Annotated in this window: 26 protein-coding genes; 10 read left to right on the top strand and 16 right to left on the bottom strand. The window is 33.0% G+C overall.

What is annotated here, in order from left to right:
• Positions 1-8 precede the first annotated feature (8 nt).
• The gene (locus ACHZDT_RS08665) at positions 9-440 is read right to left on the bottom strand and encodes a response regulator (protein WP_394774226.1); all 432 of its coding nucleotides are present in this window, start codon (positions 438-440) and stop codon (positions 9-11) included.
• Between the two features lie 264 nt (positions 441-704).
• On the opposite strand from ACHZDT_RS08665, the gene ACHZDT_RS08670 reads away from it, so the two are divergent.
• Positions 705-1,205 (top strand): pyridoxamine 5'-phosphate oxidase family protein, encoded by a 501-nt coding sequence (locus ACHZDT_RS08670; RefSeq protein ID WP_394774227.1) that lies wholly within the window; start codon positions 705-707, stop codon positions 1,203-1,205.
• Positions 1,206-1,264: 59 nt separating this feature from the next.
• Here the strand turns inward: ACHZDT_RS08670 and ACHZDT_RS08675 are convergent, their stop codons facing one another.
• The 3 genes from ACHZDT_RS08675 to ACHZDT_RS08685 form a co-directional block, all read right to left on the bottom strand.
• Complete coding sequence (locus ACHZDT_RS08675; RefSeq protein WP_394774228.1) at positions 1,265-1,402, bottom strand: hypothetical protein; 138 nt, start codon at positions 1,400-1,402, stop codon at positions 1,265-1,267.
• Between the two features lie 381 nt (positions 1,403-1,783).
• Positions 1,784-2,497: a DUF72 domain-containing protein gene (locus tag ACHZDT_RS08680; RefSeq protein WP_394774229.1), complete on the bottom strand. Its 714-nt coding sequence runs from the start codon at positions 2,495-2,497 to the stop codon at positions 1,784-1,786.
• Positions 2,494-3,225 carry a DNA-formamidopyrimidine glycosylase family protein gene (locus ACHZDT_RS08685; protein WP_394774230.1) on the bottom strand — a complete coding sequence of 244 codons (732 nt, stop codon included), beginning with the start codon at positions 3,223-3,225 and terminating at the stop codon, positions 2,494-2,496. Before ACHZDT_RS08685 ends, ACHZDT_RS08680 begins: the two co-directional genes overlap by 4 nt.
• Before the next feature lie 243 nt (positions 3,226-3,468).
• Here ACHZDT_RS08685 and ACHZDT_RS08690 point away from each other — a divergent pair, with 243 nt between their 5' ends.
• Together ACHZDT_RS08690 and ACHZDT_RS08695 are read left to right on the top strand one after the other, a co-directional pair.
• Positions 3,469-3,783: a hypothetical protein gene (locus ACHZDT_RS08690; RefSeq protein ID WP_394774231.1), complete on the top strand. Its 315-nt coding sequence runs from the start codon at positions 3,469-3,471 to the stop codon at positions 3,781-3,783.
• A 171-nt stretch (positions 3,784-3,954) separates the two neighbouring features.
• Positions 3,955-4,464 carry a hypothetical protein gene (locus ACHZDT_RS08695; RefSeq protein WP_394774232.1) on the top strand — a complete coding sequence of 170 codons (510 nt, stop codon included), beginning with the start codon at positions 3,955-3,957 and terminating at the stop codon, positions 4,462-4,464.
• 455 nt (positions 4,465-4,919) lie between these two features.
• On the opposite strand, the gene ACHZDT_RS08700 is transcribed toward ACHZDT_RS08695, so the two are convergent.
• The 4 genes from ACHZDT_RS08700 to ACHZDT_RS08715 all read right to left on the bottom strand — a co-directional run bounded on the left by ACHZDT_RS08700 (position 4,920) and on the right by ACHZDT_RS08715 (position 7,361).
• Positions 4,920-5,567 (bottom strand): DUF5661 family protein, encoded by a 648-nt coding sequence (locus tag ACHZDT_RS08700; protein WP_394774233.1) that lies wholly within the window; start codon positions 5,565-5,567, stop codon positions 4,920-4,922.
• A 92-nt stretch (positions 5,568-5,659) separates the two neighbouring features.
• Entirely contained in the window at positions 5,660-5,821 is a 162-nt protein-coding gene (locus tag ACHZDT_RS08705; RefSeq protein ID WP_082421327.1) for a DUF1328 family protein, read from the bottom strand.
• 109 nt (positions 5,822-5,930) lie between these two features.
• Entirely contained in the window at positions 5,931-7,016 is a 1,086-nt protein-coding gene (locus ACHZDT_RS08710; RefSeq protein WP_394774234.1) for a DNA topoisomerase IB, read from the bottom strand.
• A gap of 105 nt (positions 7,017-7,121) precedes the next feature.
• Entirely contained in the window at positions 7,122-7,361 is a 240-nt protein-coding gene (locus ACHZDT_RS08715; protein ID WP_394774235.1) for a Rho termination factor, read from the bottom strand.
• 430 nt (positions 7,362-7,791) lie between these two features.
• Here ACHZDT_RS08715 and ACHZDT_RS08720 point away from each other — a divergent pair, with 430 nt between their 5' ends.
• Complete coding sequence (locus ACHZDT_RS08720) at positions 7,792-8,025, top strand: hypothetical protein (protein WP_394774236.1); 234 nt, start codon at positions 7,792-7,794, stop codon at positions 8,023-8,025.
• Positions 8,026-8,462: 437 nt separating this feature from the next.
• On the opposite strand, the gene ACHZDT_RS08725 is transcribed toward ACHZDT_RS08720, so the two are convergent.
• The 3 genes from ACHZDT_RS08725 to ACHZDT_RS08735 are packed head-to-tail and all read right to left on the bottom strand — an operon-like array spanning position 8,463 to position 10,684.
• The gene (locus ACHZDT_RS08725; RefSeq protein ID WP_394774237.1) at positions 8,463-9,137 is read right to left on the bottom strand and encodes a hypothetical protein; all 675 of its coding nucleotides are present in this window, start codon (positions 9,135-9,137) and stop codon (positions 8,463-8,465) included.
• Complete coding sequence (locus ACHZDT_RS08730; RefSeq protein WP_394774239.1) at positions 9,138-9,818, bottom strand: hypothetical protein; 681 nt, start codon at positions 9,816-9,818, stop codon at positions 9,138-9,140.
• A gap of 5 nt (positions 9,819-9,823) precedes the next feature.
• Complete coding sequence (locus ACHZDT_RS08735) at positions 9,824-10,684, bottom strand: hypothetical protein (protein ID WP_394774240.1); 861 nt, start codon at positions 10,682-10,684, stop codon at positions 9,824-9,826.
• 282 nt (positions 10,685-10,966) lie between these two features.
• Here ACHZDT_RS08735 and ACHZDT_RS08740 point away from each other — a divergent pair, with 282 nt between their 5' ends.
• Complete coding sequence (locus ACHZDT_RS08740) at positions 10,967-11,554, top strand: DUF4142 domain-containing protein (RefSeq protein WP_394774241.1); 588 nt, start codon at positions 10,967-10,969, stop codon at positions 11,552-11,554.
• A 324-nt stretch (positions 11,555-11,878) separates the two neighbouring features.
• On the opposite strand, the gene ACHZDT_RS08745 is transcribed toward ACHZDT_RS08740, so the two are convergent.
• The 4 genes from ACHZDT_RS08745 to ACHZDT_RS08760 all read right to left on the bottom strand — a co-directional run bounded on the left by ACHZDT_RS08745 (position 11,879) and on the right by ACHZDT_RS08760 (position 15,206).
• Entirely contained in the window at positions 11,879-12,931 is a 1,053-nt protein-coding gene (locus ACHZDT_RS08745) for an NAD(P)-dependent alcohol dehydrogenase (RefSeq protein WP_394774242.1), read from the bottom strand.
• 298 nt (positions 12,932-13,229) lie between these two features.
• Positions 13,230-13,634 carry a cupin domain-containing protein gene (locus ACHZDT_RS08750; protein WP_394774243.1) on the bottom strand — a complete coding sequence of 135 codons (405 nt, stop codon included), beginning with the start codon at positions 13,632-13,634 and terminating at the stop codon, positions 13,230-13,232.
• 97 nt (positions 13,635-13,731) lie between these two features.
• Complete coding sequence (locus ACHZDT_RS08755) at positions 13,732-14,145, bottom strand: cupin domain-containing protein (protein ID WP_394774245.1); 414 nt, start codon at positions 14,143-14,145, stop codon at positions 13,732-13,734.
• A 188-nt stretch (positions 14,146-14,333) separates the two neighbouring features.
• A complete protein-coding gene (locus ACHZDT_RS08760; protein WP_394774246.1) occupies positions 14,334-15,206 on the bottom strand; it encodes a helix-turn-helix domain-containing protein in 873 nt (290 codons plus the stop codon).
• Between the two features lie 421 nt (positions 15,207-15,627).
• On the opposite strand from ACHZDT_RS08760, the gene ACHZDT_RS08765 reads away from it, so the two are divergent.
• From ACHZDT_RS08765 to ACHZDT_RS08785, 5 genes are all read left to right on the top strand, one after another.
• The gene (locus ACHZDT_RS08765) at positions 15,628-16,158 is read left to right on the top strand and encodes a Crp/Fnr family transcriptional regulator (protein WP_394774247.1); all 531 of its coding nucleotides are present in this window, start codon (positions 15,628-15,630) and stop codon (positions 16,156-16,158) included.
• Positions 16,159-16,594: 436 nt separating this feature from the next.
• Complete coding sequence (locus ACHZDT_RS08770) at positions 16,595-17,575, top strand: SMP-30/gluconolactonase/LRE family protein (RefSeq protein WP_394774248.1); 981 nt, start codon at positions 16,595-16,597, stop codon at positions 17,573-17,575.
• A 298-nt stretch (positions 17,576-17,873) separates the two neighbouring features.
• The gene (locus tag ACHZDT_RS08775; protein ID WP_394774249.1) at positions 17,874-18,464 is read left to right on the top strand and encodes a TetR/AcrR family transcriptional regulator; all 591 of its coding nucleotides are present in this window, start codon (positions 17,874-17,876) and stop codon (positions 18,462-18,464) included.
• Between the two features lie 72 nt (positions 18,465-18,536).
• Positions 18,537-18,986, top strand: coding sequence for a PaaI family thioesterase (locus tag ACHZDT_RS08780; protein WP_394774250.1), 450 nt, complete (start codon positions 18,537-18,539; stop codon positions 18,984-18,986).
• 299 nt (positions 18,987-19,285) lie between these two features.
• The gene (locus ACHZDT_RS08785) at positions 19,286-20,836 is read left to right on the top strand and encodes a DHA2 family efflux MFS transporter permease subunit (RefSeq protein ID WP_394774251.1); all 1,551 of its coding nucleotides are present in this window, start codon (positions 19,286-19,288) and stop codon (positions 20,834-20,836) included.
• Positions 20,837-21,505: 669 nt separating this feature from the next.
• Here the strand turns inward: ACHZDT_RS08785 and galA are convergent.
• Positions 21,506-24,334, bottom strand: a complete 2,829-nt coding sequence (galA, locus tag ACHZDT_RS08790; RefSeq protein WP_394774252.1) for a beta-galactosidase GalA — start codon at positions 24,332-24,334, stop codon at positions 21,506-21,508.
• Positions 24,335-24,425 lie beyond the last annotated feature (91 nt).

The following is a 24,425-nucleotide window of genomic DNA, read 5'->3' on the forward strand; positions in this document are numbered from 1 at the left end:
TTTTTTAACTATGTTTTGTAAACAAAGTTTTTATCTGTTGGATTAAATTTTTTCCAGTCGATTTCAAGTGCGTGTTCTATTGACTTTACAATATCTTTCATTAAAATAGGCTTTGTAATGAAGTAATTAGCACCTAATTTGCGACATCTTTCGATTATGCTTGGCTCGTTTGAAGTTGAAAAAATAATCACCGGAATATCGTTTTTCATTTCAGAATTTCGAAGCTCAGTCAAAACATCAAATCCATTTTTTCCCGGCATATTCAAATCTAAAAAAACTACGTTGGGAGTTGGCGGAGGATTGTAAATGGCATTTAATAATTTTTCTCCTCCTGAATAGGTCTTAAGCTGAATTTTTTTTGGTAAGGATTCTATTGCATCTATAAAAATGCTTAAATCATCTTCGTCATCATCAGTATAAAATATAGTCAAATCAGTCATGTGGCGTTTTGTAAATTGGGTATTTTCTTTAAACAAATATAACCAAATTTTCAGATTAATCAATTTGCTTTAATATTATCATTTAAAAAAATTAATAATTGAAATCTCATAATTTTTAAATCTAATTGTGTAAACGCAAAAGAGATAAAAACAGCAACTTTACTATTATCAAAATTTAAGTAAAACCCTTATTATACCATACACATAATGAGACTTTTAAAGGTTTTACTTGAAATAATTACAAACTAAAAAAAATATAAAATCATGGGAGATCATAAAGACCTTACAGACGAATTTGCAGTAGATAAAATTAAAGATCTGGCAGAAAACATAAAAACATGCATGTTTTGTACTTACGACGAATACAGGTTGCAATCGCGCCCAATGTCGGTTCAAAAAATTGATGATTTAGGTCAGCTTTGGTTTTTATCTGACAGAAATAGTACACACAATGCTCAGATTACTTTAAATCCGCAGGTAGAATTGTTTTTTGCTGAACCACACGATAAATTCCTGACGATTCACGGTACCGCAAGTATTGAATACGACAGGGAAACAATTAAAAAATTATATGACCCAATTGTGAAAGTCTGGATGCCAGGTGGCGAAGATGATCCCAATTTAAGCGTGATAAAAGTTGTTCCTGAAGATGGTTATTACTGGAATAATAAAAACGGAAATATCGTTGCTATCGCTAAAATGGCAACCGCATTTGTAACAGGAAAAACCATGGATGACGGTATTGAAGGTAACTTGCAATTGTAGAATTTGACCGTTTATTTTAACCGCAAAGTCCACAAAGATTTACGCAAAGCGCGCTAAGATTAATTTTTTAGACAGCTTTGCGTTTTTTTTATGCTTGTTTTTAGTAACATTTCTGTCATCATTGGCAAGCCTTTGGAACCATAAAGCAGCTTCAATATTGTCAGTCCTATTGCTATGATAAAAACAATCTTTTTCATAAGGATTTGTTTTTATTTCTCGCAGATTTTGCAGATTGAGCAGATTTTTATTTAACAAAGACTATCATCCCGAACGAGTAATCTCGCAGGAAACTACACAAGCATTTTTACATTGTCAAGCCTGAACGAAGATTCTTTGTTCCTCAAAATGGAAAAGCTGGCACGTAACTCAACTGGCGTAACTTCAAACTAGCGTCAATATTGTCATTCTGAGGAACGAAGAATCTCCGCAAGAAACTCTACAAAGTTGTAGGTGATAATTGCGACGGATTAACTAACGAAGATTCTTCGTTCCTCAGAATGACAAGCTTGCGCGTAACTCAAATTTATCCAATATTTTCATCTTAATGAAAATGAAATTTGAACAAATTCAAGAAATCATCATTCCAACATATGTTTTAACTCTAAAGCATTTAAGATTCCGGCTTCGCTGGCGGTATTGTTAAAATACACAAATGCTGATTTTGAATGTATTGCATTCTTTATATAAAGTAATTCTTCAGGTAAATAACTGGAGTAAAACATTTGAGGTTTTCCATGTAGTCTGATGAAAATCAGTGGGAAATCTGTGAAAATAGTATCTGGTAATTGTGGATGACTGACGCTGCAAAACGTAATATTGTGCTTTTTAAAGGCGTCCCAGACTTCCTGATTCCACCAACTTATATGCCGAAATTCGACTACATTTTTGAACTTTAAATCGAGATTATCGATGATTTGATGCAGTTTTTCCGGGCTAAATTGATAACTGGGCGGAAACTGGAACAAAATACAGCCTAATTTCTCTTTTAAACCCGTTTCGCAGATATCATAGAACTCTGAAATCCTTTCCTGACAATCGTCAAATTTCTTGATATGTGTAATTTCCTTGGGTGCTTTTACCGAAAAAATAAAATTTTCAGGCGCTTTATTGTACCAATTTTGAAATACTCTGACTGTGGGAAACTTGTAAAAGCTTCCGTTGAACTCATACGTGCTAAAATGCTGGTAATAAAACTCGAACATCTTTGAAGATGACAGGTTGTCAGGATAGAAAATCCCCTTGCAAAACCGATTATTGAAACTGGAACAGCCTATTTGAATTTCATTGTTCATATGTGTAATTGTTGACAGTTGGTACAATAAAAACTTCTTCTGTTTTTTTTGCCTGTATGCTTTTTTACAAAAGGAAGATTACATCTCAGGCACGTTTTTTTAGTATGAGCAAGCCAATGTTTTTTTAATTCAAATTTCTTTTTCCAATACAGGAATTCGAAACTATAAATCGAACATTCGGCGATAAGCTCATCGAGTTTTTCTGATGGGATTTTTCCAACTAAAGATTCGGGATGAAGTCGGCATCTATACAAAACTTCATTTTTAATAATGTTCCCTACTCCCGAAAAAATATTCTGATCAAGAACTGCATCACAAATCATTTGGTCCGGAATTAAATTCAGACTTTCCTTTGCTTTTTTCGGATCCCAATTTTCATTCATCACGTCGACACTCCAATCGTAATATTGATTGACATCGCCTTCTAAAATTTTAATGGAACAGGTATAGAAATTAATTTCTCCGTCATCAAAACTCAAACTTAATCTTGGCGGAGTTTCCTTCCGTTCGTTTACGCGATAAGTTCCAAACATGAGTAAATGTATTTTAACGGAAAAGTCATCAAAACAAATTAAAAAGTTTTTCCCCCAGGTTTTAAAAGCAAGTATTGTTTTATCATTCAGGCGTTGAATATCGATGGAGCTATTTCCGGAAACAGAAATTATTTTCTGACCAGTAAATTGCTGCACATCTTCTTTTAAGATTAATATGGATGGACCTTCGGGCATAATATGGTTTTTAGATTAATGGGTTTCATTTTTACTGGCTGTATCTTTTATGTAAGATTATTTCACTATTTAATATCTCATAAAATTACTACGTTGACTATCAGTCTAATTATATATTTATTTATTAAAATTGCATTCTAAACACCTGTATATTATACAAGTAGATTGTAGAATTCTGTAAAACATTTTTTTAGATTGAGTAATAGATTTGTAGTAGAAAATTTTATTACAAAAACATACGTCATGGAAACATATAACGATCATACTTATCAGGAAGCTGAACTTTACTTTCAACAAAAATATCAAAGAGGACATTTAGATATCGATACCGCAATTTTAATTGATAGAGCGATTGATTCTCTTCTTAAAAAAGACAATATCACCAGAAATGAAAATATCCCAAATGAGGAACAGGTAATTAATGAAGATGATCATATCACGAATACTGAAAGTGAAGAAGATATATTAAATCAGCCTGAGGAATTTGAAGAGGAAGAAGAACATATTGAAGACGAAGATAATTTTGACGATGATGATTTAGAAAGAAACGATAATTAGTTTTCCTTCCCTTAAATTAAAATATATAAAGACTGTTATTTCGCGATAACAGTCTTTTTTTGTTCGTTTATAATCATCTGTTAATTATACAATTACATGATATAATTCTATAAGAGAAACCATTTTTTTCGTCCGAGATTTGTAATATAGAAATATTAAAAACTAGAAATCATGAATACTTCAGACCAAAATAACAGTATGATTAAAGGAAATAAAGATCCTGAAAATCAGAATCCAAATACAGCCGATAGAAATGATCTTATGAACGAAGAATTATATGATATCGACGACATTAAAGAAACCGATGACGATAATAGCGCAATCGCAGAACGCGGTTATACGGTTAGAAACGGGCATAATCCTGACACCCCAAATCCCGATGAACTTACGGATGATGAAGAGGATTTGACGGATGATTTTCATAGCGAAAGCGACCTCAACTCAAATACTGAGGATTTATACGAAGAAAAATTGGATAACAACGGTAACAATGTTGATGCAATCGACGAACTTGATAATCCGTCTGAAGCTTCATTGGAAAGAGAAGATGAAGATTTCAATGAAACCGAAGATGTCCTGGAAGACATAGACGACGAAGAAGAAGAAAACGATTATGTCGAAGATGATGTTCAGGAAGAAGAAGATACGGAATATCCGGATAATGATCCTAGAAAGTTTTAGAGGAAGGTTTCTTTTAAAAGGTTAAGAGGAACAAAGGTTCAAAGCGACAAAGTTTATTTTATAAGAAGCCGTTAAGTAATTAACGGCTTCTTTTTATGCTTTTTATTTACAATCTTGTCATCCTGACGCAGGAAGGATCGCACAAGTGAATCCGCAAAGATTGCGGAATTACTTTGTAGAATTTATTTTGTGATCTTTCCTTCGTCAGGATGACAAAGCTGGCGGAATCTCTAATTTTTTTTCAAACCAATAAACTCAATCTTGTCATCCTGACATAGGAAGGATCGCACAAGTGAATCCGCAAAGATTGCGGAATTACTTTGTAGAATTTATAATGTGATCCTTCCTCTGTCAGGACGACAAAGCAGGCGGAATCTCTGAACCTCTTTGCCTCTTTTAAAAAAAAACCTTAGAACCTCTGCCCCTTTGAACCTTTGTCCCTCAAAAAAAAAAACCTAATCCCCAATAATTTCCAAAACCGGAATATCATCCATTTTTTCCAATCTCTCCGCCAAACCTGCTTTTGCTTCTTTTAATTCTTCTTCGGCTTCGGTTAGTTCTTCGAGTAATTTTTCTTTTTCTTCGGGAACTTTTCCCATTTTACGCATAATTTCATAAATCTCGCCTTCGGCTTCCATGATTTTCAGGCGTTTGTAATAGGTTAGGGTTTCGGTCATGTGCGCTAATGCAATCATTGCCGTTAGAAACGGATGATTATTAGTTACATTCACATCTTTAATTTTGCCGTGTTCAAGTTCTACTTTTAAGGCAAAAGCAAATTCTTCCATATTAAAAGCTTCATATTTACTTTGCGGATTCAAATATGCCTTAATCGATTCAACATTGTTCATTGTAGACAAATCAACATCAGTTTGTTTATTTTCGCTTAAATCGTTAAAAACAACGTTTCCTATCACTCTTGCTTCGGCAACTGTTGGGTCATTATCAGGATTTTCAAAATCACGCGTCGACCAATCCCAATTTTCAGGATGAACAGGTTTTATATATTTTTCACAAAAATCTGTCACATCATTTTTTAAACTTACCATTACATCGTCTCTTTTGACATAAACATCTTGGTAAGCGCCGCTTTTTGTTCCCATAATTTTTTGATTTTTTGATTTTTTTAGAAAAAGACAAACGACACAAATACCTAAATAAATGTGTCGTTTTAATTTTTTATTTTTATTTACTGTTAAATACTTTTTCGTCCGCTTATTAATGAAATAATAAATAAGACTAAAAATATAAAGAATAAAACTTTAGCGATACTTGCGGCTCCGGCGGCAATTCCTCCAAAACCAAATATTCCGGCTATGATAGCAAGAATAATAAAAATGACTGTATAACGTAACATAAGCTTGTGATTTTAGTTAATAATGATGTTGTTTGTTACTCAAATTTCATACTTTTAAAAGAGATGTATTAACTCTAAGCGATATATTGTTAGCGCGATAAAACGCTATTTATAATAAATTGATCTGATAGTTCTGTATTAATTCCGAAAACGCAATTTCGCTATGCGAAAAATGCTCTTTATTGCTTCGGCATTTTTTTGCACGTTCAAAATACTGCTCAATCGAACCATCCTCATAAGTTGCCACTAATAATGGATGAACATAATAATTCCTGCACACATTTCTGGTATTTCCCAGCGCTTGAGCAGTTGCGTCAAAGGCGGTTAAAATATTCTTTTTAATTTCCTTTTCGTCCTGAGTTGTTCCTATTTCCATTAAAGTTTCAAAAAATATAATCGAAGCCGCCCAGGTTCTAAAATCTTTAGCGCTAAAATATTCTCCCGAAATTTCATGTAAATACTGGTTCACCATATGGCTGTCCAGCACCTTTCTTTCGCCGTTTTTATCATAATATTTAAAAACTTCCCAACCCGGAATTTCTTCGCATCTGCTAACCAGTTTTACCAACTGTTTGTTTCGGGTTGTAATGGTGTGCTTCACCCCTTTTTTTCCGGTGAACTCAAACTTCAGGGAATTTTTATTGATGTTGATATGACGTTTTCTCAAAGTCGAAAGACCGTATGATTTATTGTCTTTCGCATATTTTTCATTCCCAATCCTGATATGCGTTTCCTCCATTAACCTGATAACCAAAGCCACGACTTTATCCTTCGACCATTCTTTTGCTTCCAGATCCTCGTCGACTTTTTTTCTAATCAAAGGTAATTTACTTCCAAATTCGGCTATTTTATAAAACTTAGTTTGGTTTCTAATCAAATTCCATCTTGGATGATATCTGTATTGTTTTCTGTTTTTATCATCTAAACCAACCGCTTGCAAATGTCCGTTTGGCAAGTCAGAAATCTGAACATTTTGCCACGCCGGCGGAAGAACCAAACTATTTATGCGTTTTAATTCGCTTTTTTGTTTAATGCAGCGACCATTTTTTTTATAAATAAAACCTTCCTCGCATTTACATCTTTCAATGGGCAGTTTTTGATTGCTTATGTAAACTAAATCCAGTTTTTCAATAACCAAATGTGGAGTTTTGATCAATTGATTCATTAGTTTTTCGGCTTTTGCTGCTGCATTCATGATGGTTTGGTGTTTATATTGCCACAGAGTAAAGATTTAAAAGATTTTTTTTCCGATATATTCCATTCCTCTTTTACATCTGTGGCTTTACTGTTTTTTTTAATTTTAGATATTACGTAATGACTGAATAAGATTTTTTTTACTCATGTATGAACGTCCCTGAATCCCCACTCTTCTTGCCTCCTGATACAATTCCTCTTTTGTCCATTCGTTATATGGTTTCGAATTTCCTCCTTTTTGGTCCGTCTGAGATGCATTTGCAAGTCCTACAGCTTTTTCATGACTATAACCCTTTTTTAAAAGAGAATTATATTGTTCTTCATTCTGAATTTTTGAATCTGACATGACTTAAAATTTTGAGGTTAATGATTTAGTAATGATGGTATTCCAAAATTCCTCAAAAAGCAGGAATAACCGTTATATAATTCCTGCCTAAACTTTCATAATTAACTCTTGGCTAGATCTTCATAGTTTAAATTTTCTTATCAGGTTTTTTAGGAGCTATTTCCTGCTGTTCCTTCCAATCTTTTCCTTGCTAAAGAAGCAAGAAAAAGGATTTTCCCTCCCATCAGGGCTAGGACATTAGGTTTCATCAGAAAATTATTAGATAATGACAAATCGTTTTTGTTATATTTGCGGTTCTTAAATCTTCACAATTAAGAACAAAACAAAATTTCCCTTATGCTATGTGGTAAAGCTCCGAAAGGACTTTGACGCCGTGAAGAAGCGTAAGACTGCTAACGCATGAGGGTTTTTATTCTTAAATCTTCACATTATGAGTACAAACACTCTTTCAAAAGAAGCTGAAACAAAGCTTCTAAATTTTTTTAATACCACAATTGATCCAAAGGGAATGGCAAAAGCCATAAGACAATTAAATTACGTAGTTGCATTGGGCGTTATGAGGGAACACGAAACCCTTCAAACCGAAATAACCACTCTCGAAAACAGTTTCTACTGGCTCAGCGAACTAGCCGAAATTCTAAATCCTTATCTCGATGTAGAATAAAGTTTATTCGGAAAAAGCTAGAATCAATTAAAACCGAAAAAGCCCTGATTTTAAAAAATCAGGGCTTTTTTTATTGATTGTTTTTTCTAATGATGGCGCGGGCGTCCCGCTCGTGAACACAAAGTTTAAATAGGCTGAAAGCCGAAAAAGCATTAGCGTAGTGCACCACACTACGAATTAAATTTAAAGTAAATTACCCTGAAAGGGCAAAATCAAACTGACGATATAAATTATAAGAAAAGAAGATATTTTTTAGAAAATAACAATCGTTTCTTTGAGATTAGGATTTCGCCCTTTCAGGTCTTGAAACGATAATTGTTTATCCATTCATAGTGCGTCGCACCATGTTATTGCTACGGTCTTTCAGAGCGAAAAGTTTTGAGCCCTTATATTCCGCTCGTATTAAAGTTGGGGAAGAATGTAAAATGTAAATCTATTTAATCAAAATAATATATTTCACTTATACGCCCAGAATACCAAGAATCACGAATATCATAATATGTAAAATTATTCATGTAGTTAGTAAACATTCCATAATATCCTTTTTTTTCTGAAAAATAAAATCGAGTTTTATAGTTGTCAATCAAAAATCTGTCTGTATATTTTTCTCCAGTTTTAAAATTTTTTATTACTGGTTTTACAGATATTTTTAGATTATCATAATAATTTATAATGTTTTTCCAACTGGTAAAACCAGGTATGTTTTGAGTTTTATTAAAAAATTGAACATTTATCTCCTTATAAAATAGAGAATCATTTCTAAATACATAAGTAATAATTTTACTTTTTAACTCATTTTTAAAATAATCTAAATTTTTTCTTTTTTTAATAGAGTCTTCATTATAAAAATTCCATAATTGTGTTGGACATAATTTTCCTTCTTTATCCCTCTCTGGTTTTACATTTGAATACATATCATATTTCGCAATAGATCTAATAGTATCATCAACTTTATCTTCATCATCTAATGTAGCTGTATATGAATATTTATAAAAACCGTTATTTTTTAAATCTTGTTGAGTTATGGGTTTTGTTAAAAAGTGATTAATTGTATCTTTTTTACGACACGATATAAATGATAACAAGACAAATATTATAGTTATATTTTTCATTTACAAATAATACCTTGAATTACTCATACGACCAGAATACCAATCATCTAAAGTATTCCGATAAATATCACCATTTAAATAATTCGTAAATAACTCATAATATTCTTGTTCATCAGATGAGTAATCTATAAAAGTTTCATGATTGTCTATTAGAAATCGTCTAGGATATTTTTCATTTATACTATCGTTTATAAATATTGGTTTTATAGAAATTTTAATATTTTTATAATATTGCATAATTTTTTCTTTACTGGTTAAATCAGCTATTTTTGTTTGCGACCTATCAATAGAATAGACAATTATATTTTTATAGAATAATATATCATTTCTAAATACATAAGTTATGATTCTATCATTTAAATCACTTTGACGATAAGCAACATTTTTTTTCTTTCTAATTGAATCTTCAATATAAAAATGTCCTAATTGAGTTGGATATATTTCTCCTGTTTTGTTTTTATCTGATTTCACGTTCGAGTACATATCATATTTAATAACATATTTAATAGTATCATCGACTTTATCTTTATCATCGATTGTATCAGTATATGAATACTTATAAAAACCATTTTCAATTAATTCTTTAGCTGTTATTTTTTGGGTTAGGTAATGGTTGATTGTATCTGTTTTAGAACATGATGCCAATAATAGCATTATTAGTAAAAAGGTTATTATTTTCATATTAGTTATTGTAATTTTAATCCATAATCTTCCAGCTCCTTCAAAACATCTCTTTTCTCTGTATATTCCTTTATAAATCTTTGAGGTGATACATAACCATTTGTATTTTCTCGTTTATATTCCTGAATAATGGTTTGCTCATCAAGATAAACTGGACCATTTATAGGAAAAGTATATTCTGCAAGACTAAATCGTGGTTCAGTACTTAATGCCAATCCTAGAATTTTTATTGCATTATCAGCAATTACAGGTGCTTTTCCTGATGCAAAACCTACAGATGCTGCCGTTATTCCTAAAATACTTAGCTTTTTATTTAATTCATCACGGTTTCCTGTAACTTTTAGATTCGTATAATTTACATCGGTACGACGATTACAAATAGACGCTTGTATAATATATTCATGATATTTTTTTAATAAATATATTTTTCCGTTTCTAAAGGTAATTTGCTTATTTTTTATCACCAGATTATGCAGTTCCTTTTTATCAACACAACGTTCTGTATTCTTTTTTACTTTAAACGAAGAATCTAGTATATGTATTCCGCTATTATTTTTTAATCTAAATCGTGTAAGCACTTTTTCACCTTTTATTACTCTGCCTTTGTTATCCATATAAATAGTTAATGCACTTAAATAACAATTTCTCGGGGTTGTAAATGTATATTCCCCTTTTTCTACTGGATCTGTATAACATTTATTTAATTCTAAAGATGTTAATGCAGTAATGCAATGAAATAATCCATTGATTTTTATTGAAACACTTTGTGTATAATACGCTCTGGACAAATCTCTATATTGATACTCTTCCCAAGGTTCTGGAACAATTTCTGGCTCGTAATCCCCGAATATTATTGATGATCCCATTTCTAATTTATTTTTTAGTTAATAATTTCCATAAATAGTATACTTTCAAATCTCTTAAACTTTGAATTATTTTTATCGCTCACGTAAATATAGAGCCATAATTATTTAACTATTATCCTTGATAAGTTATTAAAGTATCAGAATAGGACTTTTATTTGATTGTGTTTACGAGCAGAACTTAAATCCCAATATCCAAATAATATAAAAATCTTCAAAAATCCTGTAAGGCATTATTCACACAATCTGAATAATTTTACATTATAACATTTAAACTTTAAAATCATGAAAAAAATACTATTAGCAGGAAAAACATTTTTAGCAGCAGGATTAATTATACTTTCGCTTAATTCTTGTAAAAAAGAAACTAAGCAAGAAGATCCTAAAGAAGTTGCAGAAGATGCAAACGAACAAAAATTTGATACTATAAATGATAAAGAAGATGATTCTGAATTTTTAGTAGATCAGGCTGAAATTAATTTATCTGAGATTGAACTTGGAAAATTAGCACAGCAAAAAGGTACTAATCCTGAAGTGAAGAAATATGGAAAAATGCTTGTTGATGAGCATACCAAAGCCGCTTCTGAAGTAAGTGCTTTAGCAAAAGCTAAAAACTTCACTTTACCTACTTCGGTTACCGAAGACGGAAAAGAGGAATATAACAAACTAAACGAGAAATCTGGTGCTGACTTTGATAAAAAGTTCGCTGATATGATGATCGACGGACACGAAAAAGCAATTGACAAATTGAAAAAAGCTGCTGACAAAGCAACAGATCAAGATGTTAAGCTTTGGGCATCAAACAACATTCCAGGATTAACAGCTCATTTAGAGCATGCCAAAATGTTGAAACAAACCCTGGATAAAAAATAATTTAATTGATTATTTTATTTATTAAACCCCTTAAGATTTGAATTGCTTAAGGGGTTTTTCTTTTTTTAAGGTACTGAGATTCTAAGTTACTAAGGTTCTAAGTGTTATTGTAGAGGCGCACAGCAGTGCGTCTTCTGGTAAAGAACATATTTTCTCTTTAACGATAGGATATGCAAACAAATGCGTTTCTTTAAGTAAATAATACAAAAAGGTCTGACTATTGAAAAGTCAGACCTTTTTGTATTATTTATGTATTAGCTTTAGTTCAAAGTAAAGTTTAAAAAACTTAGAAACTTAGAAACTCAGAACCTGAGCAACTTAAAATTACTTCAAAGAAGCCATATCAATCACAAAACGGTATTTAATATCTCCTTTTAGTAATCTTTCGTAGGCAGCATTTACTTCATTAACGCCAATTATTTCAATATCAGCCGTAATATTATGCTCTGCACAAAAGTCCAGCATTTCCTGAGTTTCGGCAATTCCGCCAATGTTTGATCCAGCAAAACTTCTTCTTCCTAATAAAAGACTGAATGATGTTACCGGAAGCGGCTCCATTGGTGCGCCAACTAAAGTCAGAGTTCCATCTACTTTAAGTAAATTCAAATAAGCATCAATATTATGTTCAGCAGATACACAATCTAAAATAAAGTTTAAAGTTTTAGTGTATTTAGCCATTTGTTCAGGATCTGTAGATAAAACTACTTCATCAGCACCTAAACGTTTTGCATCTTCGGTTTTAGACAATGAAGTCGTAAAAACAACTACATGAGCGCCCATTGCTTTGGCTAATTTGATTCCCATATGTCCTAAACCGCCAATACCTACGATTCCTACTTTTTGTCCAGGTCCTACTTTCCAGTGTTTTAGCGGAGAATAAGTCGTAATTCCGGCACAAAGTAAAGGGGCAACTCCTGCAAGATCCAGTTTATCTGAAACGTGCAATACATAATTTTCATCGACTACAATACTTTGAGAGTAACCTCCAAAAGTTTGTCCGCCCAAATGAACATCAGGAGAATTGAAAGTTAAAGTATTTCCCGGATCGCAAAATTGTTCTACACCGTCTTTGCAATGCTCGCATTCTCTGCAAGAATCAACCATACAACCTACTCCAGCTAAATCACCTACTTTAAAATGCTTTACATGATCGCCTACTTTTGTTACTCTTCCCACAATTTCGTGTCCAGGAACTATTGGGTAAATTGTTCCGTGCCATTCATTTCTCGCAGAATGCAAATCGGAATGGCAGATTCCGCAATATAAAATCTCAATTTCTACATCATGCGCCAATACTGCTCTGCGTTGTATGTCTAATGTTTGTAATGGTGCTTCGGCAGCTTCTGTACCAAAGGCTTTTATGTTTTTTGTTTCCATTTATTTTTGTTTAAAGTTTCAGGTTTTTCTTTGTTTCAGGTTGCCACGAAGGCGTTAAGACACAAAGTTTTATTGTTTTATGTTGCGTATAATTTTAACGCAGATTTATATGGATTTAGGCAGATTTAATTTGATTTAAATACGATCTGCTCAAATCTTTTTAAATCTCCGTGAAAAAAAATATTTCGGCAAAATCGCAGTCCCGAAGCTTCGGGAGAAAAGTTTTCTTTTTTAAAGTTCTGAGACTCTAAGGCTGTAAGCTTTTATACTTAGTAACTTAGAAACTCAGAAACTTAGACTACTTTCTAAAACTGTGATATTTGTCATCCGTAACACTTTCCAGCCACATTCCAGCTCCTTTATCAATTTCTGTAATGATCGAAATATGCGAAAATTTGCTAAAAGGTGTTGCGCCATACCAGTGTTCAATTCCGGGCAAAATAGTAACAACCTCATCTTTATGAAGCAATCTGATTGCGCTTCCTTTTTCCTGAAAATAGCCTATTCCGTTTGTGGCGATAAACAATTGTAATGTTGGATTCACGTGCCAGTTGCATCTTGAACCAGGTTCAAAAGACACTTCCTTAATCACCGTATTATCAGGATGAATATTGCTGGTTTGTTTTTTATATGAAACATCACCAGTCATATATGTATTGGGGATTTTTCCCTCTTCAATAACAGAAGTATAAAGTGTTGACATAAAAATTTATTTTTTGAGATTGATTTTTTATTTAAAATGATCTAACAAAAGCAGTCACTTTTAGATTGTTAGATTGACAACAACACTTTTACCTTAATTATATAAAGCTATTATATTGTTCGTCGGTTACTGGCTCCAGCCAGTCTACGATACCTTTTTCAGTATTGGTGCTAATGGCAATATGCGTAAAATCACTTTCTGGCGAAGCTCCGTGCCAATGTTTTACTTCGGGTTGAATATTAACTACATCACCTTCGTGAAGCAACTGGATTGGTTTTCCTTCTTCCTGATAATATCCTGTTCCTTGTGTCACAATCAGGATTTGTCCGCCTGGATGTGTGTGCCAATTGTTTCTCGCTCCGGCTTCAAAAACCACATTACCCACGGCAGTATTTAAAATTGGATCATTAGGAACTAACATATTTAACCACGCTTTTCCTGTAAAGTAATCTGGAGATGTTAAATCTCCTTTTGGGAAAATGGTTTCGTTTTGATTTTCAGATTTTTTCATAATTATTTGTTTTTTAATATCAGTGCTGAAACTAAATCAGAAAAGCTGGAATGTGCTTTATAGAAGTTGTATTTAGTCAGCGAAAAACCGATAAGGATTAATACTAATTATTTCAGGGCAAAAGTACTTTAGCAATAACAATCAGAAATAACAATAATCAAACAAAAAAGTATGAATTTCAAACAATTTTATACTCGTAACGATTTCGGAATTGTTCCGGTAAGCCTTTTAAAGTAATTATTAAAATAACTTGGATACTCAAATCCCAGAGAATATCCAATATCAGATATACTCCAATCCGTATGTTGCAGCAATGCTTTTGCTTCGCCAATAATCCTTTCGGTAATATGAGCTGTCGTTGGTTTTCCTGTAATTTCTTTTACAGAACGATTAAGATGATTTACATGTACAGCAAGACTTTGTGCATAATCCTGAGGCGTTTTTAGTGCCAATGGTTCGTTTTTTGTTTCAATGGGGAATTGTCTTTCTAATAATTCTAAAAATAAAGAGGTAATTCTCGAAGAAGCATTTTTATGTTTAAAAAAATTTTCTGTAGGCTGCATTTTCATCGATTCATGCAAAATCAGATTGATATAATTACGCATTAAATCATCTTTAAAAACATAATCCGTTTCCTGTTCTTCGATCATTTTTTGAAATAATGAATCTATAAACACTTTTTGTTCAGGTGATAAGGTAAAAATAGGTGTTCCGCCAATTTTAAACAAAGGCGATTCCGGAAGACTTCCTGATCGATCATTTGCTTTTAAAAACTCTTCCGTAAAAACGCAGGCATATCCTTCATAATCAGGTGAAATCATTTCCCACGAATATGGAATATGTGGATTTCCGAAGAATAAAATCGTCCCGTCAGTTTCTATTCCTCTATCAGCATAATGAATTAAACTTTTGCTTGTATTGATACAAATCTTGTAAAAATCCCTGCGATTATAAGTCGGAATTTTACTCACATCACCATTTACCTCATATACTTTAAAACCTTTAAGCTTTAAATCGTTTAAACCATTTTCTGAATTCTGAAATTCTAATTGATCTTTCATGAGGCAAAGTTATGAAAATCAAACAAAAATAAGTTTAAGGTTTTAAGTTTTTTTGTTTTGGGTTGAAATGAGGAGAATTTACCGCAGGAGAACGCAAAGTTTTTTTTAATTTGTATTATGTATAGAAAACGCAAAGTTCGCAAAGCTATATCATGCAAAGCTTTGTGAACTTTGTAATAACCTTATCTTTATAAAGCTTAGCTAACTTTGCGTAAATCTTTGCGTACTCTGTGGTAAAATTTATTCACAAAGCTTTGTGAACTTTGTAATATTAAAACCCCTTATAAAACTTTGCGAATCTTTGCGAAAAAACTTTGTGTACTCTGCGCTAAAATTTATTCGCAAAGCTTAAAATTCTGTACAATAAAATCCAACCCAACAAACCTGAATCCCAAACAAAAAACTTTTTTATCTTTGTCACATGAACGACGTACTTCCCGTTATAGATTATATCTCAAGATATGTTGATTTAACAAATGATGAAAAAACTCATCTGGCTTCGTATTTAAAAATTACGAAAGTTAAAAAAAGACAATTTATTGTACAGCCCGGTTTTGTATGCAAACATAAAAGTTATGTTGTAAAAGGTGCTTTTAGAGGTTATTTAGTTGATAATGAAGGCAAAGAACATACCTTGTCTTTTGCAATCGAAGACTGGTGGATTTCTGATTACAGCAGTTTGATTTATCAGGAACCTGCAACACTTTTTGTTGAAGCTCTTGAAGATTCAGTCTTGATTCAGATTGAATATGAAGACGAGCAAAAATTCCTTGAAGAAATTCCGAAGCTGGAAAAATTCGAACGCATTATTACCCAACGTTCCCTGGCTTTTCATCAAAAACGATTATTATCCAACTTCACCAAAACTGCCGAAGAACGCTATGACGAATTCATGAGCAAATATGCTGCAATTGCAAGCGTGTTCCTCAATATGCATTGGCTTCGTATTTAGGCTTTAGTACTGAATATTTAAGCAAGATTCGTAATAGGAAAACTTTAAAGTAGGCTCTAAGATTCTGGTTACTAAGGTGATAAGACGCGGATTTGACGGATTCGTTATCACGAAGACACGGATTTACACGGATCTTTTTTAAATTCTATATAAAAATCTACGTTTTTGCAATGCAAATCTGTTTTATCCGCGTTGTAATTTATACAGTTTGTATTTTTAACTTAATTGCACCCAACGGGTTAAATTAAGTTAAGTTTTAATCTAATTGCTTACGAATTTAGAACGTATTACCTAAAATTATTTTCTATTTTAGATATTTAAAACATCAAAAGTTAAACCAGTTCAACCTTATTTACTAAACCAGTTCATTTTTATTTTTCTTATTCTGTCCCAGATTTGCATTGTCAATACCGACAAATAATTTTAATTAATAAAAATGAAAAATACTATTCTAATTACCGCATTTTCGATTCTTTTCATGGCTTGCGACAGCGAAAAAAAGCCTGCAACATCTGCCGTTTCTTTTCAAAGTAATTATACATTAAATGATGTTGGTCTTTATCCTGAAGGAATTGATTACGATGCTAAAAATGAAAAATTCCTTTTTAGTTCATTGTACAAAGGAGCCATTTATGCTATGAATCCAAAAGGTGAAGTCACAAATTTTGCCACGAGCAGTAAACTGGTTTTACCAACAGGAGTTTATACTGATGAACTACGAAACCGATTAATTGTGGCTAATGCCAATTTAGGAATTTCCGAAAAAAGTACTGCCGGAAGTGCCGGAACTATTGCCTCAGTAAGTATTTTTAATCTGACTTCGGGCGAATTAATCAAGGAAATTGATTTGAAAAATTTTACACCAAATACAGGTTCTTGTCCCAATGATATTGCGGTAGATTCTAAAGGAAATATCTATATCACCGATTCCTTTTCTCCCAATATCTACAAAATTGATACTGATTATACGGCATCTTTATTTATTACAAACAACTTGTTTCAGCCTGCTCCTAATCAATTTGGCTTAAACGGAATTGTTTTTCATCCGGATGGTTATTTATTGGCTGTAAAAACCGATAATTCGAAATTATTCAAAATATCTCTTTCTAATCCTGCCGTAATTACTGAAGTTACCGGAACAACTTTTAGTGCTCCTGATGGGATAGAACTGGACAAAAACAATAATTTGGTCGTAGTTGAAAACGGCTTGGCTTTAGGCAAAACTTATACTTTTTCAAGTAATAATAACTGGAAAAGCGCTTCAAAAATTAGTGAAACCAATATTGGGAAAGATGAATTTCCTACAACCGCAGCTTTGGCTTCAGATGGAAATGTGTATGTAATTAGTTCAAAATTGGGTAAATTATTGGCTGGAGATAAAACTCAGTCAAAGTATACAATTCAGAAAATAAATTAGTTTCAAGTTGAAATGAGGATAAAAATTTACCGCAGAGTTACGCAAAGTTTTTTTGATTTGTATTATATATAGAAAATGCAAAGTTCGCAAAGCTATACGAAACAAAACTTTGCGAACTTTGCAATTTTATAAAGCCTCGTATTTAAAAAACTTTGCGAATCTTTGCGAAAAAACTTTGTGCACTCTGCGGTAAAATCCTTGCCTATGCGGTAAAATCTTAACTCTTAAACAAAATAAACTACAAAATGATTGTGTAATTATACCAATCGGTATATATTTGCATTTAAATTTATCAATCATGAGTAAAGCTGAAAAAACCAAGCAATTTATTATCGAAAAAACTGCACCTCTTTTTAATATGAAAGGATACAGCGGAACTTCGATGAGTGATATTACCGAGGCGACCGGACTTACAAAAGGAAGTATTTATGGCAATTTCGAAAATAAAGATGAAGTTGCAATTGCCGCTTTTAAGTATAATGTAAAAAAACTGAGTGACACTTTTACAAGGGAAATTGATAAACAAACCACTTTTAAAGGTAAATTATTGGTTTATCCCAGATTATATTCTGACTATTATGATTTAAGGGTAACCAAAGGCGGTTGCCCAATAATAAATACAGCCACAGAAGCAGATGATACGCATCCTGTTTTAAGAAAAAAAGTAGAAAATGCAATTCTCGCATGGAAAGACAGATTAGTTTATTTTATCGAGCAAGGAATTATTGCCGGAGAATTTAAAGCCAAATCAATAGATCCTGAAAAAACTGCATTGACAATTATTGCGATAATCGAAGGCGCTGTAATGATTACTAAAATTACAGGAAATCTTTCGAATTTATCTGATATTATGCTTTCACTAAACAAAATTATAGAAGACTTGGAATAAAGGCAATTGACGAAAATTGCTTTTTTTTCGAATAAAATATACCGATCAGTATTAAAATATAAATAAAACCTAATGGAAAAATTAACGAGATTACAAGTATTACAAAATCACATAGACAGAGAATTTACGGCGTCTCCCTCGCCTTTTATGCTTTGGATGAAACCAGTCGTTATCGCTACTCAGGAAGGAACCGTTACTTTTAAATATTTGATTCGGGAAGAAATGTCGAATCCTGTTAAAAGTTTACACGGAGGCGTAACCGCTGCAATTGCCGATGATTGTATTGGCGCTACAATGTTTTCTTTTAATGAAGACACTTTTTATACCACCATAAATCTGGTTGTCGATTATTTTGCTCCGGCATTTGTTGGTGATACGATTATTGCAAAAACAGCTATTATCCGCAAAGGAAAACAAATTGTAAATGCGCAATGTGAAATTTGGAACTCAGATCAAACCAGATTAATTGCCAGAGCAACTTCTAATCTTCTTAAAACGAATATTGTCAAGAAAGAACTGTAAAATTTAGTACACAGATTCTGTTGATTTCTAAATTAAATCTATGTGTGACTATTTTTTCACGCAGATTTTGCAGATTCTGCAGATTTTTTTAATCAGTGGCTATGATTTTTAAACGCATAGAAACATAGATTGTGTAAACTTTAAAAACGGAATCATACTATGAAATAGAAACGTGTTTCTTTTGACAATCTCCTTCGGGACTATAAAACCTATGTTTCTATGTGTTAAATATTTCAGCACATTTAATTAATATAATATTTTTTTAACCTAAAATATACCGATTGGTATAAAATAAATTTATGAATCCCTTACACCGAAAACTGCTCATTTTTACAGTAATTCTTGCTGCAATTATGGAATTAATTGATATATCGATTGTAAACGTTGCGCTTTCTCACATGAGCGGAAATCTTGGCGCAACACTCGAAGATACTTCGTGGGTTATTACTGCGTACGCAATTGCAAATGTGATTATTATACCTATTACTAGCTTTTTGAGCGCAAAACTGGGCCGACGTAATTATTATATTGGATCTGTAATTTTATTCACTTTCTGTTCTTTCATGTGCGGACATTCTTCGAATATTTGGATGCTGGTATTTTTCAGGTTCCTTCAGGGAATTGGCGGCGGTGCTTTGTTATCGATTTCTCAGGTTGTAGTTTTTGAACTTTTTCCAAAAGACAAGCAATCAACCGCAGGAGCTTTATTTGGAGCAGGAATTTTTATAGGACCTACAATTGGACCAACTCTTGGCGGTTATATTACTGAAAATTATGATTGGCCGTGGATATTTTTAATCAATGTTCCAATTGGGATTCTTGTCATGATTTCGTGTTATTTTCTATTACGGGAACCATCGGTTAAACCGGAAGTTACAAAAGTCGACTGGGCAGGAATTGCTTTACTCGCAATTGGCGTTGGCGCATTACAAACCGTTTTAGAAAGAGGCGAAGTCGAAGATTGGTTCGAAACCCGATATATAATAATTTTGACTTTTATTGCCGTCACTACATTAGTCACCTTTATTTATTGGGAATTATCGATAGAAAAACCCGTTGTTAATCTTCGGGTTTTAAAAAGCAAATCTTTGAGTATTGCGGCTGTTCTAACTTTTGTGACCGGATTTGGAATGTTTATTTCCATTTATATTACTCCAGTTGTGGCGCAACGTTTGCTAAGTTTTTCGCCTTATCAAACTGGATTGCTTTTGCTTCCCGGCGCTTTATTTGCTTTGGTTGCGCTAAAACTTTGTGGCACTTTATTACAAAAAGGTGTTTCGCCTGTTCTTATTATTGCAACAGGATTTCTTTTGTTTATTTATTTTAACTGGCGAATGTCCGGAATGACTTTTAATACAAGTGCTGCTGATATTGCAAGTTCGCTAATTTTTCGCGCACTCGGAATGGCTCTATTAACGGTTCCGCTTACAATGTTGGCGGTTTCATCTCTTGATGATAAAGATGTTGGTCAGGGCGCTTCGCTTAATAATATGATGCGGCAATTGGGTGGTTCATTTGGGGTTTCGATTATTAATACCTACGTTGCACATCGTTTTTCTGCTCATCGAAATGAGTTAATTTCGAATGTTACGTCTTATAATGTAGTGGCGATGGATCGAATAAATGCTTATACAAAATATTTTCAAAGCAAAGGTTTTGCTTATAATGATGCCAAATTTAAAGCGCTGAAATTGATGGAAAATATTGTATTAAAACAATCGTCGTTATTGAGTTATCGCGATGCTTTTTTTCTTGTTGGATTGTTTTTTATTGTGACATTACCGCTTCTGTTATTTGTAATGAACAAATCGAAGAAACCAAAAACGAATATGATTATTTCAGATCATTAAAATTTCATTTAAGATTTAGTTTTAAAGAATATGTCACCCCGATGGGGTTTAGCAAAATAAATTATAAATTTTCTATAAATATAACATCCCTCTGGGATTCATTTTTTAGATTATTATCTAAAAGCTCCAGCGGAGCGTCACATTTATAGAAAATCAATGTCATAAATATAAATGACGTCGGGATCATTTTATTCGATTTATTCAAAAGCTCCAGCGGAGCGCTATATTTATTATTTAAGATATAGATTGTGGAATAAACATATGTCACCCCGCTGGGATTTAACAAAATAAATTATTAAATTTCTATAAATATAACATCCCTCTGGGATTCACTTTTTGCATTATTATCTAAAAGCTCCGGCGGAGCGTTATATTTATAGGAAACATATACACCATAATCTTTAAAGCTCCAACAGAGCGTCATATTTATAGAAACACATACAACATGCTAGTTAAAGCTCCAGCGGAGCGACATGTTTATAGAAAATAAATACCATAAATATAAATCACGCCGGGATTCATTTTATTGATAAAGCTCCAGCGGAGCGTTATATTTATAGAAAAAACATTACGTCAATGCTCGGCAAAGCTCCAGAGGAGCGTCATATTTATAGAAACACATACAACATTCTAGTTAAAGCTCCAGCGGAGCGACATCTATTGCAAAACCTATTTCTTCGAAATAATATTCAAAACTCCTGACTTTAAACCTTTGGCGGAAGCCGATAAAACAACTTCATTTGCGTTTTCATCTTTCTGAATAATGATTTGAGCATAACCATTAAACAATTTACGTTTCCACGGTTCTGGTGGTGTTACTATTTTAATAATTCCCGGATCGGTATTCATGACGTCCCAATCTTTTACTTTTTGCAAAGGCGACGCTCGTATAATAATAAAATTGGTTCCTTCTTTCAAAACAGCTTTATCCAGATGATATTTTTGTGGATCTTCCTGACTTGCATTCACTAAAGTTCCGTTTACAAAAACAGATTCATTTACACCAATTTTTTTATAAAAGAAGTCTACAATATTAGATTGTAAATTATTTTTTAATTCAAATTTTCCGCGGTAAATATATCCAGAAGCCTGATTTTTATAATCTCTGTCTTTAAAAGCTTCTTTCCATTCCTTACTATCATTTAAAGCGGATTGACTTACATCATCACCGGAAAAATGCTTTTCTTCAAAATTTGTAATGGGAACAAGATTCATAGTATCAATAAACTGATCTTTTTCTAACGATGTTGGATTGCCATTTCCTACGCCTAATATTTTTCCGCCTTTAATAGAGAATGTAATTTCGTTATTTGCTGTTGGAACATGAAGCCCTTTTCCATCTGTAACTTCGACCGTTATAACCGAAACATTTTTATTAGCACGATTTTCAGGATCTACAGAAAGTTTTATGCTTTCAGGATTTTCGGTTGTTTTTTGAATGTCCGTTACTATCTTTTTTCCGTTTTTATATCCAATAGCTTCCAGAGTTCCAGGCGTATATTTTACTTTCCATTCTAAATGTCCGTATTGCTCCATTGTCTTTTTTCCGAGGCTCTTTTTGTTTAGAAAAAGTTCGACTTCATCACAATTAGAATGCACCCAAACGTCAATTTCTTTCCCTTCCATTCCGTTCCAGTTCCAATGTGGCATGATATGCAAAACCGGTTCATTTCCCCACCATGATTTCAAATAATACACATTGTCTTTCGGGAAACCGCAAACATCCATCATTCCAAAATACGACGTGACAGATGGCCATCCGTAAGGCGTTGGTTCTCCGCGATAATCAAAACCTGTCCAGATAAACATTCCTGCGAGATATGGACGCGCGGCATAAAACTTCCAGCCTTCTTCAATACTATAAAAAGTTGGACGCGGTTTTTTGTCATAAGCACTTTGATAATGTTTGGCATCATCTGTAAAATAAACTCCTCGCGTTGCAAAAGTCGAACCTTCCTCCGTTCCCATTCCGGGTTGGTTTTTGAATTCATCTCTATGTGCGTCGATATCGCCATTTCCCATATAATTATAGCCCATAATTTCGACTACAGAAGATATTCCGCTTTTAAAACCACTGCTTATTCCCACCGTTACAGGTCTTGTAGGATCGATGCTTTTACTAAATCCCTGCATCACATTTGTAATGCGTTCTCCTATGATTCCGCCTTCAATATTCCATTCTTCATTACCTACAGACCAGCAAAATATACTTGGATGATTGCGATCACGTTCAATCATTCGCTTTAAATTATTCAAATGATACTCGTTAATTCCCATTAAACGGGTTTCGTCAATCACCAACATTCCCAGTTTATCACAGGCATCGAGCAATTCTGGAGTTGGCGGATTATGCGAACAACGATAGGCGTTTGAACCCATTTCTTTCAGCTTCTTGATTCGGTAATATTGCAATTCGTCAGGCAAAGCAGTTCCAATTCCAGCATGATCCTGATGGTTGTTTGTTCCTTTTAGTTTTACCAGTTTTCCGTTAAGGAAAAAACCTTTTTCAGCATCAAAACGAATGGTTCTGATTCCGAAATTCGTTTCGTAACTATCTACAATTTTCCCTTCTTGTTTTATCTTTGTAAGCAAACGATATAAATTCGGTGCATCAATATCCCATAATAACGGATTATTGACTTTTATTTTTGAAGTAAATTTTGTTGTTTTATAAAATTCCGGTGCCGATGCATTTTCAGAAACATTAATAATTTCTTTTCCCGAAGCATCAATAATAGTCTGCGAAATTTCAATTTGACCTTTATAGTTTCCTTTATTTTCAATGGTAACTTCGGCAGTAATTTCAGCGTTATTATTTAGAATTTCTGATGTTACAAAAGTTCCGTTTTGAATTACGTGCAACGGATTTGTTTTTTGCAGATAAACATGTCTGTAAATCCCTACTCCTTCGTAAAACCAGCCTTCTTCCATTGAAGCATCTGCGCGAACTACAATCGTATTTTCTCCGCCATAATTGACATAAGCTGTGACATCATATTCAAAACCATTATAACCGCTTTCTTCTGTTCCGAGGAAATGTCCGTTGAAAAATACTTTTGAATTTCTAAAAACACCATCGAATTTGAGTGAAATAATTTTCCCCTGATCGCTTTGCGGAATGCTGATTTTTTTTCGGTACCAACCTATACTTTTTTCAGGAAATCCTTTTCCGGCAGTTTTAAAACCGTGACTATAACTTGCTTTTTCGCTAAACGGTTGTTCTACAGCCCAATCATGCGGAAGATCTAATTTTCTCCAGGCACGATCATCAAATTCCGGCGCTGCGGGACCATCGCCAAAGCCAGTTTTTGCTAAATAGGAGAAATATCCTTCGGCATGACCAAAATCTTTTTGAGTATCGAACAAATGACCCAACGAAAAACGCCAGTCTTTGTCGATTAATATCAATTCCCGATCTGATTTATTTTGGGAAAACGAATTAAAGGAGATCAATAAAATAAAGTAAAGTAAAATTTCTTTGTGAGAAATAGTTTTCATAAATAGTTTGGTTAGCAAAGAGCGATAAAAATATGATTTTTAAACGGAATAAATTAATAGTATTTTATCAAATTATAATTGCTGATTGTAC

Origin of the sequence: Flavobacterium sp. (assembly GCF_043722275.1) — a bacterium.
Taxonomy (GTDB): Bacteria; Bacteroidota; Bacteroidia; order Flavobacteriales; family Flavobacteriaceae; genus Flavobacterium.

What these genes read in the sequence shown, in the direction of transcription:
- ACHZDT_RS08755 (WP_394774245.1), bottom strand. Translation starts at nt 14,145, where the DNA reads ATGAAAAAATCTGAAAATCAAAACGAAACCATTTTCCCAAAAGGAGAT.
- ACHZDT_RS08785 (WP_394774251.1), top strand. Translation starts at nt 19,286, where the DNA reads ATGAATCCCTTACACCGAAAACTGCTCATTTTTACAGTAATTCTTGCT.
- ACHZDT_RS08725 (WP_394774237.1), bottom strand. Translation starts at nt 9,137, where the DNA reads ATGAAAAATATAACTATAATATTTGTCTTGTTATCATTTATATCGTGT.
- ACHZDT_RS08710 (WP_394774234.1), bottom strand. Translation starts at nt 7,016, where the DNA reads ATGAATGCAGCAGCAAAAGCCGAAAAACTAATGAATCAATTGATCAAA.
- ACHZDT_RS08680 (WP_394774229.1), bottom strand. Translation starts at nt 2,497, where the DNA reads ATGAACAATGAAATTCAAATAGGCTGTTCCAGTTTCAATAATCGGTTT.
- ACHZDT_RS08690 (WP_394774231.1), top strand. Translation starts at nt 3,469, where the DNA reads ATGGAAACATATAACGATCATACTTATCAGGAAGCTGAACTTTACTTT.
- ACHZDT_RS08760 (WP_394774246.1), bottom strand. Translation starts at nt 15,206, where the DNA reads ATGAAAGATCAATTAGAATTTCAGAATTCAGAAAATGGTTTAAACGAT.
- ACHZDT_RS08675 (WP_394774228.1), bottom strand. Translation starts at nt 1,402, where the DNA reads ATGAAAAAGATTGTTTTTATCATAGCAATAGGACTGACAATATTGAAG.
- ACHZDT_RS08765 (WP_394774247.1), top strand. Translation starts at nt 15,628, where the DNA reads ATGAACGACGTACTTCCCGTTATAGATTATATCTCAAGATATGTTGAT.
- ACHZDT_RS08665 (WP_394774226.1), bottom strand. Translation starts at nt 440, where the DNA reads ATGACTGATTTGACTATATTTTATACTGATGATGACGAAGATGATTTA.
- ACHZDT_RS08775 (WP_394774249.1), top strand. Translation starts at nt 17,874, where the DNA reads ATGAGTAAAGCTGAAAAAACCAAGCAATTTATTATCGAAAAAACTGCA.
- ACHZDT_RS08705 (WP_082421327.1), bottom strand. Translation starts at nt 5,821, where the DNA reads ATGTTACGTTATACAGTCATTTTTATTATTCTTGCTATCATAGCCGGA.
- ACHZDT_RS08670 (WP_394774227.1), top strand. Translation starts at nt 705, where the DNA reads ATGGGAGATCATAAAGACCTTACAGACGAATTTGCAGTAGATAAAATT.
- ACHZDT_RS08745 (WP_394774242.1), bottom strand. Translation starts at nt 12,931, where the DNA reads ATGGAAACAAAAAACATAAAAGCCTTTGGTACAGAAGCTGCCGAAGCA.
- ACHZDT_RS08700 (WP_394774233.1), bottom strand. Translation starts at nt 5,567, where the DNA reads ATGGGAACAAAAAGCGGCGCTTACCAAGATGTTTATGTCAAAAGAGAC.
- galA (WP_394774252.1), bottom strand. Translation starts at nt 24,334, where the DNA reads ATGAAAACTATTTCTCACAAAGAAATTTTACTTTACTTTATTTTATTG.
- ACHZDT_RS08740 (WP_394774241.1), top strand. Translation starts at nt 10,967, where the DNA reads ATGAAAAAAATACTATTAGCAGGAAAAACATTTTTAGCAGCAGGATTA.
- ACHZDT_RS08720 (WP_394774236.1), top strand. Translation starts at nt 7,792, where the DNA reads ATGAGTACAAACACTCTTTCAAAAGAAGCTGAAACAAAGCTTCTAAAT.
- ACHZDT_RS08685 (WP_394774230.1), bottom strand. Translation starts at nt 3,225, where the DNA reads ATGCCCGAAGGTCCATCCATATTAATCTTAAAAGAAGATGTGCAGCAA.
- ACHZDT_RS08715 (WP_394774235.1), bottom strand. Translation starts at nt 7,361, where the DNA reads ATGTCAGATTCAAAAATTCAGAATGAAGAACAATATAATTCTCTTTTA.
- ACHZDT_RS08735 (WP_394774240.1), bottom strand. Translation starts at nt 10,684, where the DNA reads ATGGGATCATCAATAATATTCGGGGATTACGAGCCAGAAATTGTTCCA.
- ACHZDT_RS08780 (WP_394774250.1), top strand. Translation starts at nt 18,537, where the DNA reads ATGGAAAAATTAACGAGATTACAAGTATTACAAAATCACATAGACAGA.
- ACHZDT_RS08770 (WP_394774248.1), top strand. Translation starts at nt 16,595, where the DNA reads ATGAAAAATACTATTCTAATTACCGCATTTTCGATTCTTTTCATGGCT.
- ACHZDT_RS08730 (WP_394774239.1), bottom strand. Translation starts at nt 9,818, where the DNA reads ATGAAAATAATAACCTTTTTACTAATAATGCTATTATTGGCATCATGT.
- ACHZDT_RS08750 (WP_394774243.1), bottom strand. Translation starts at nt 13,634, where the DNA reads ATGTCAACACTTTATACTTCTGTTATTGAAGAGGGAAAAATCCCCAAT.
- ACHZDT_RS08695 (WP_394774232.1), top strand. Translation starts at nt 3,955, where the DNA reads ATGAATACTTCAGACCAAAATAACAGTATGATTAAAGGAAATAAAGAT.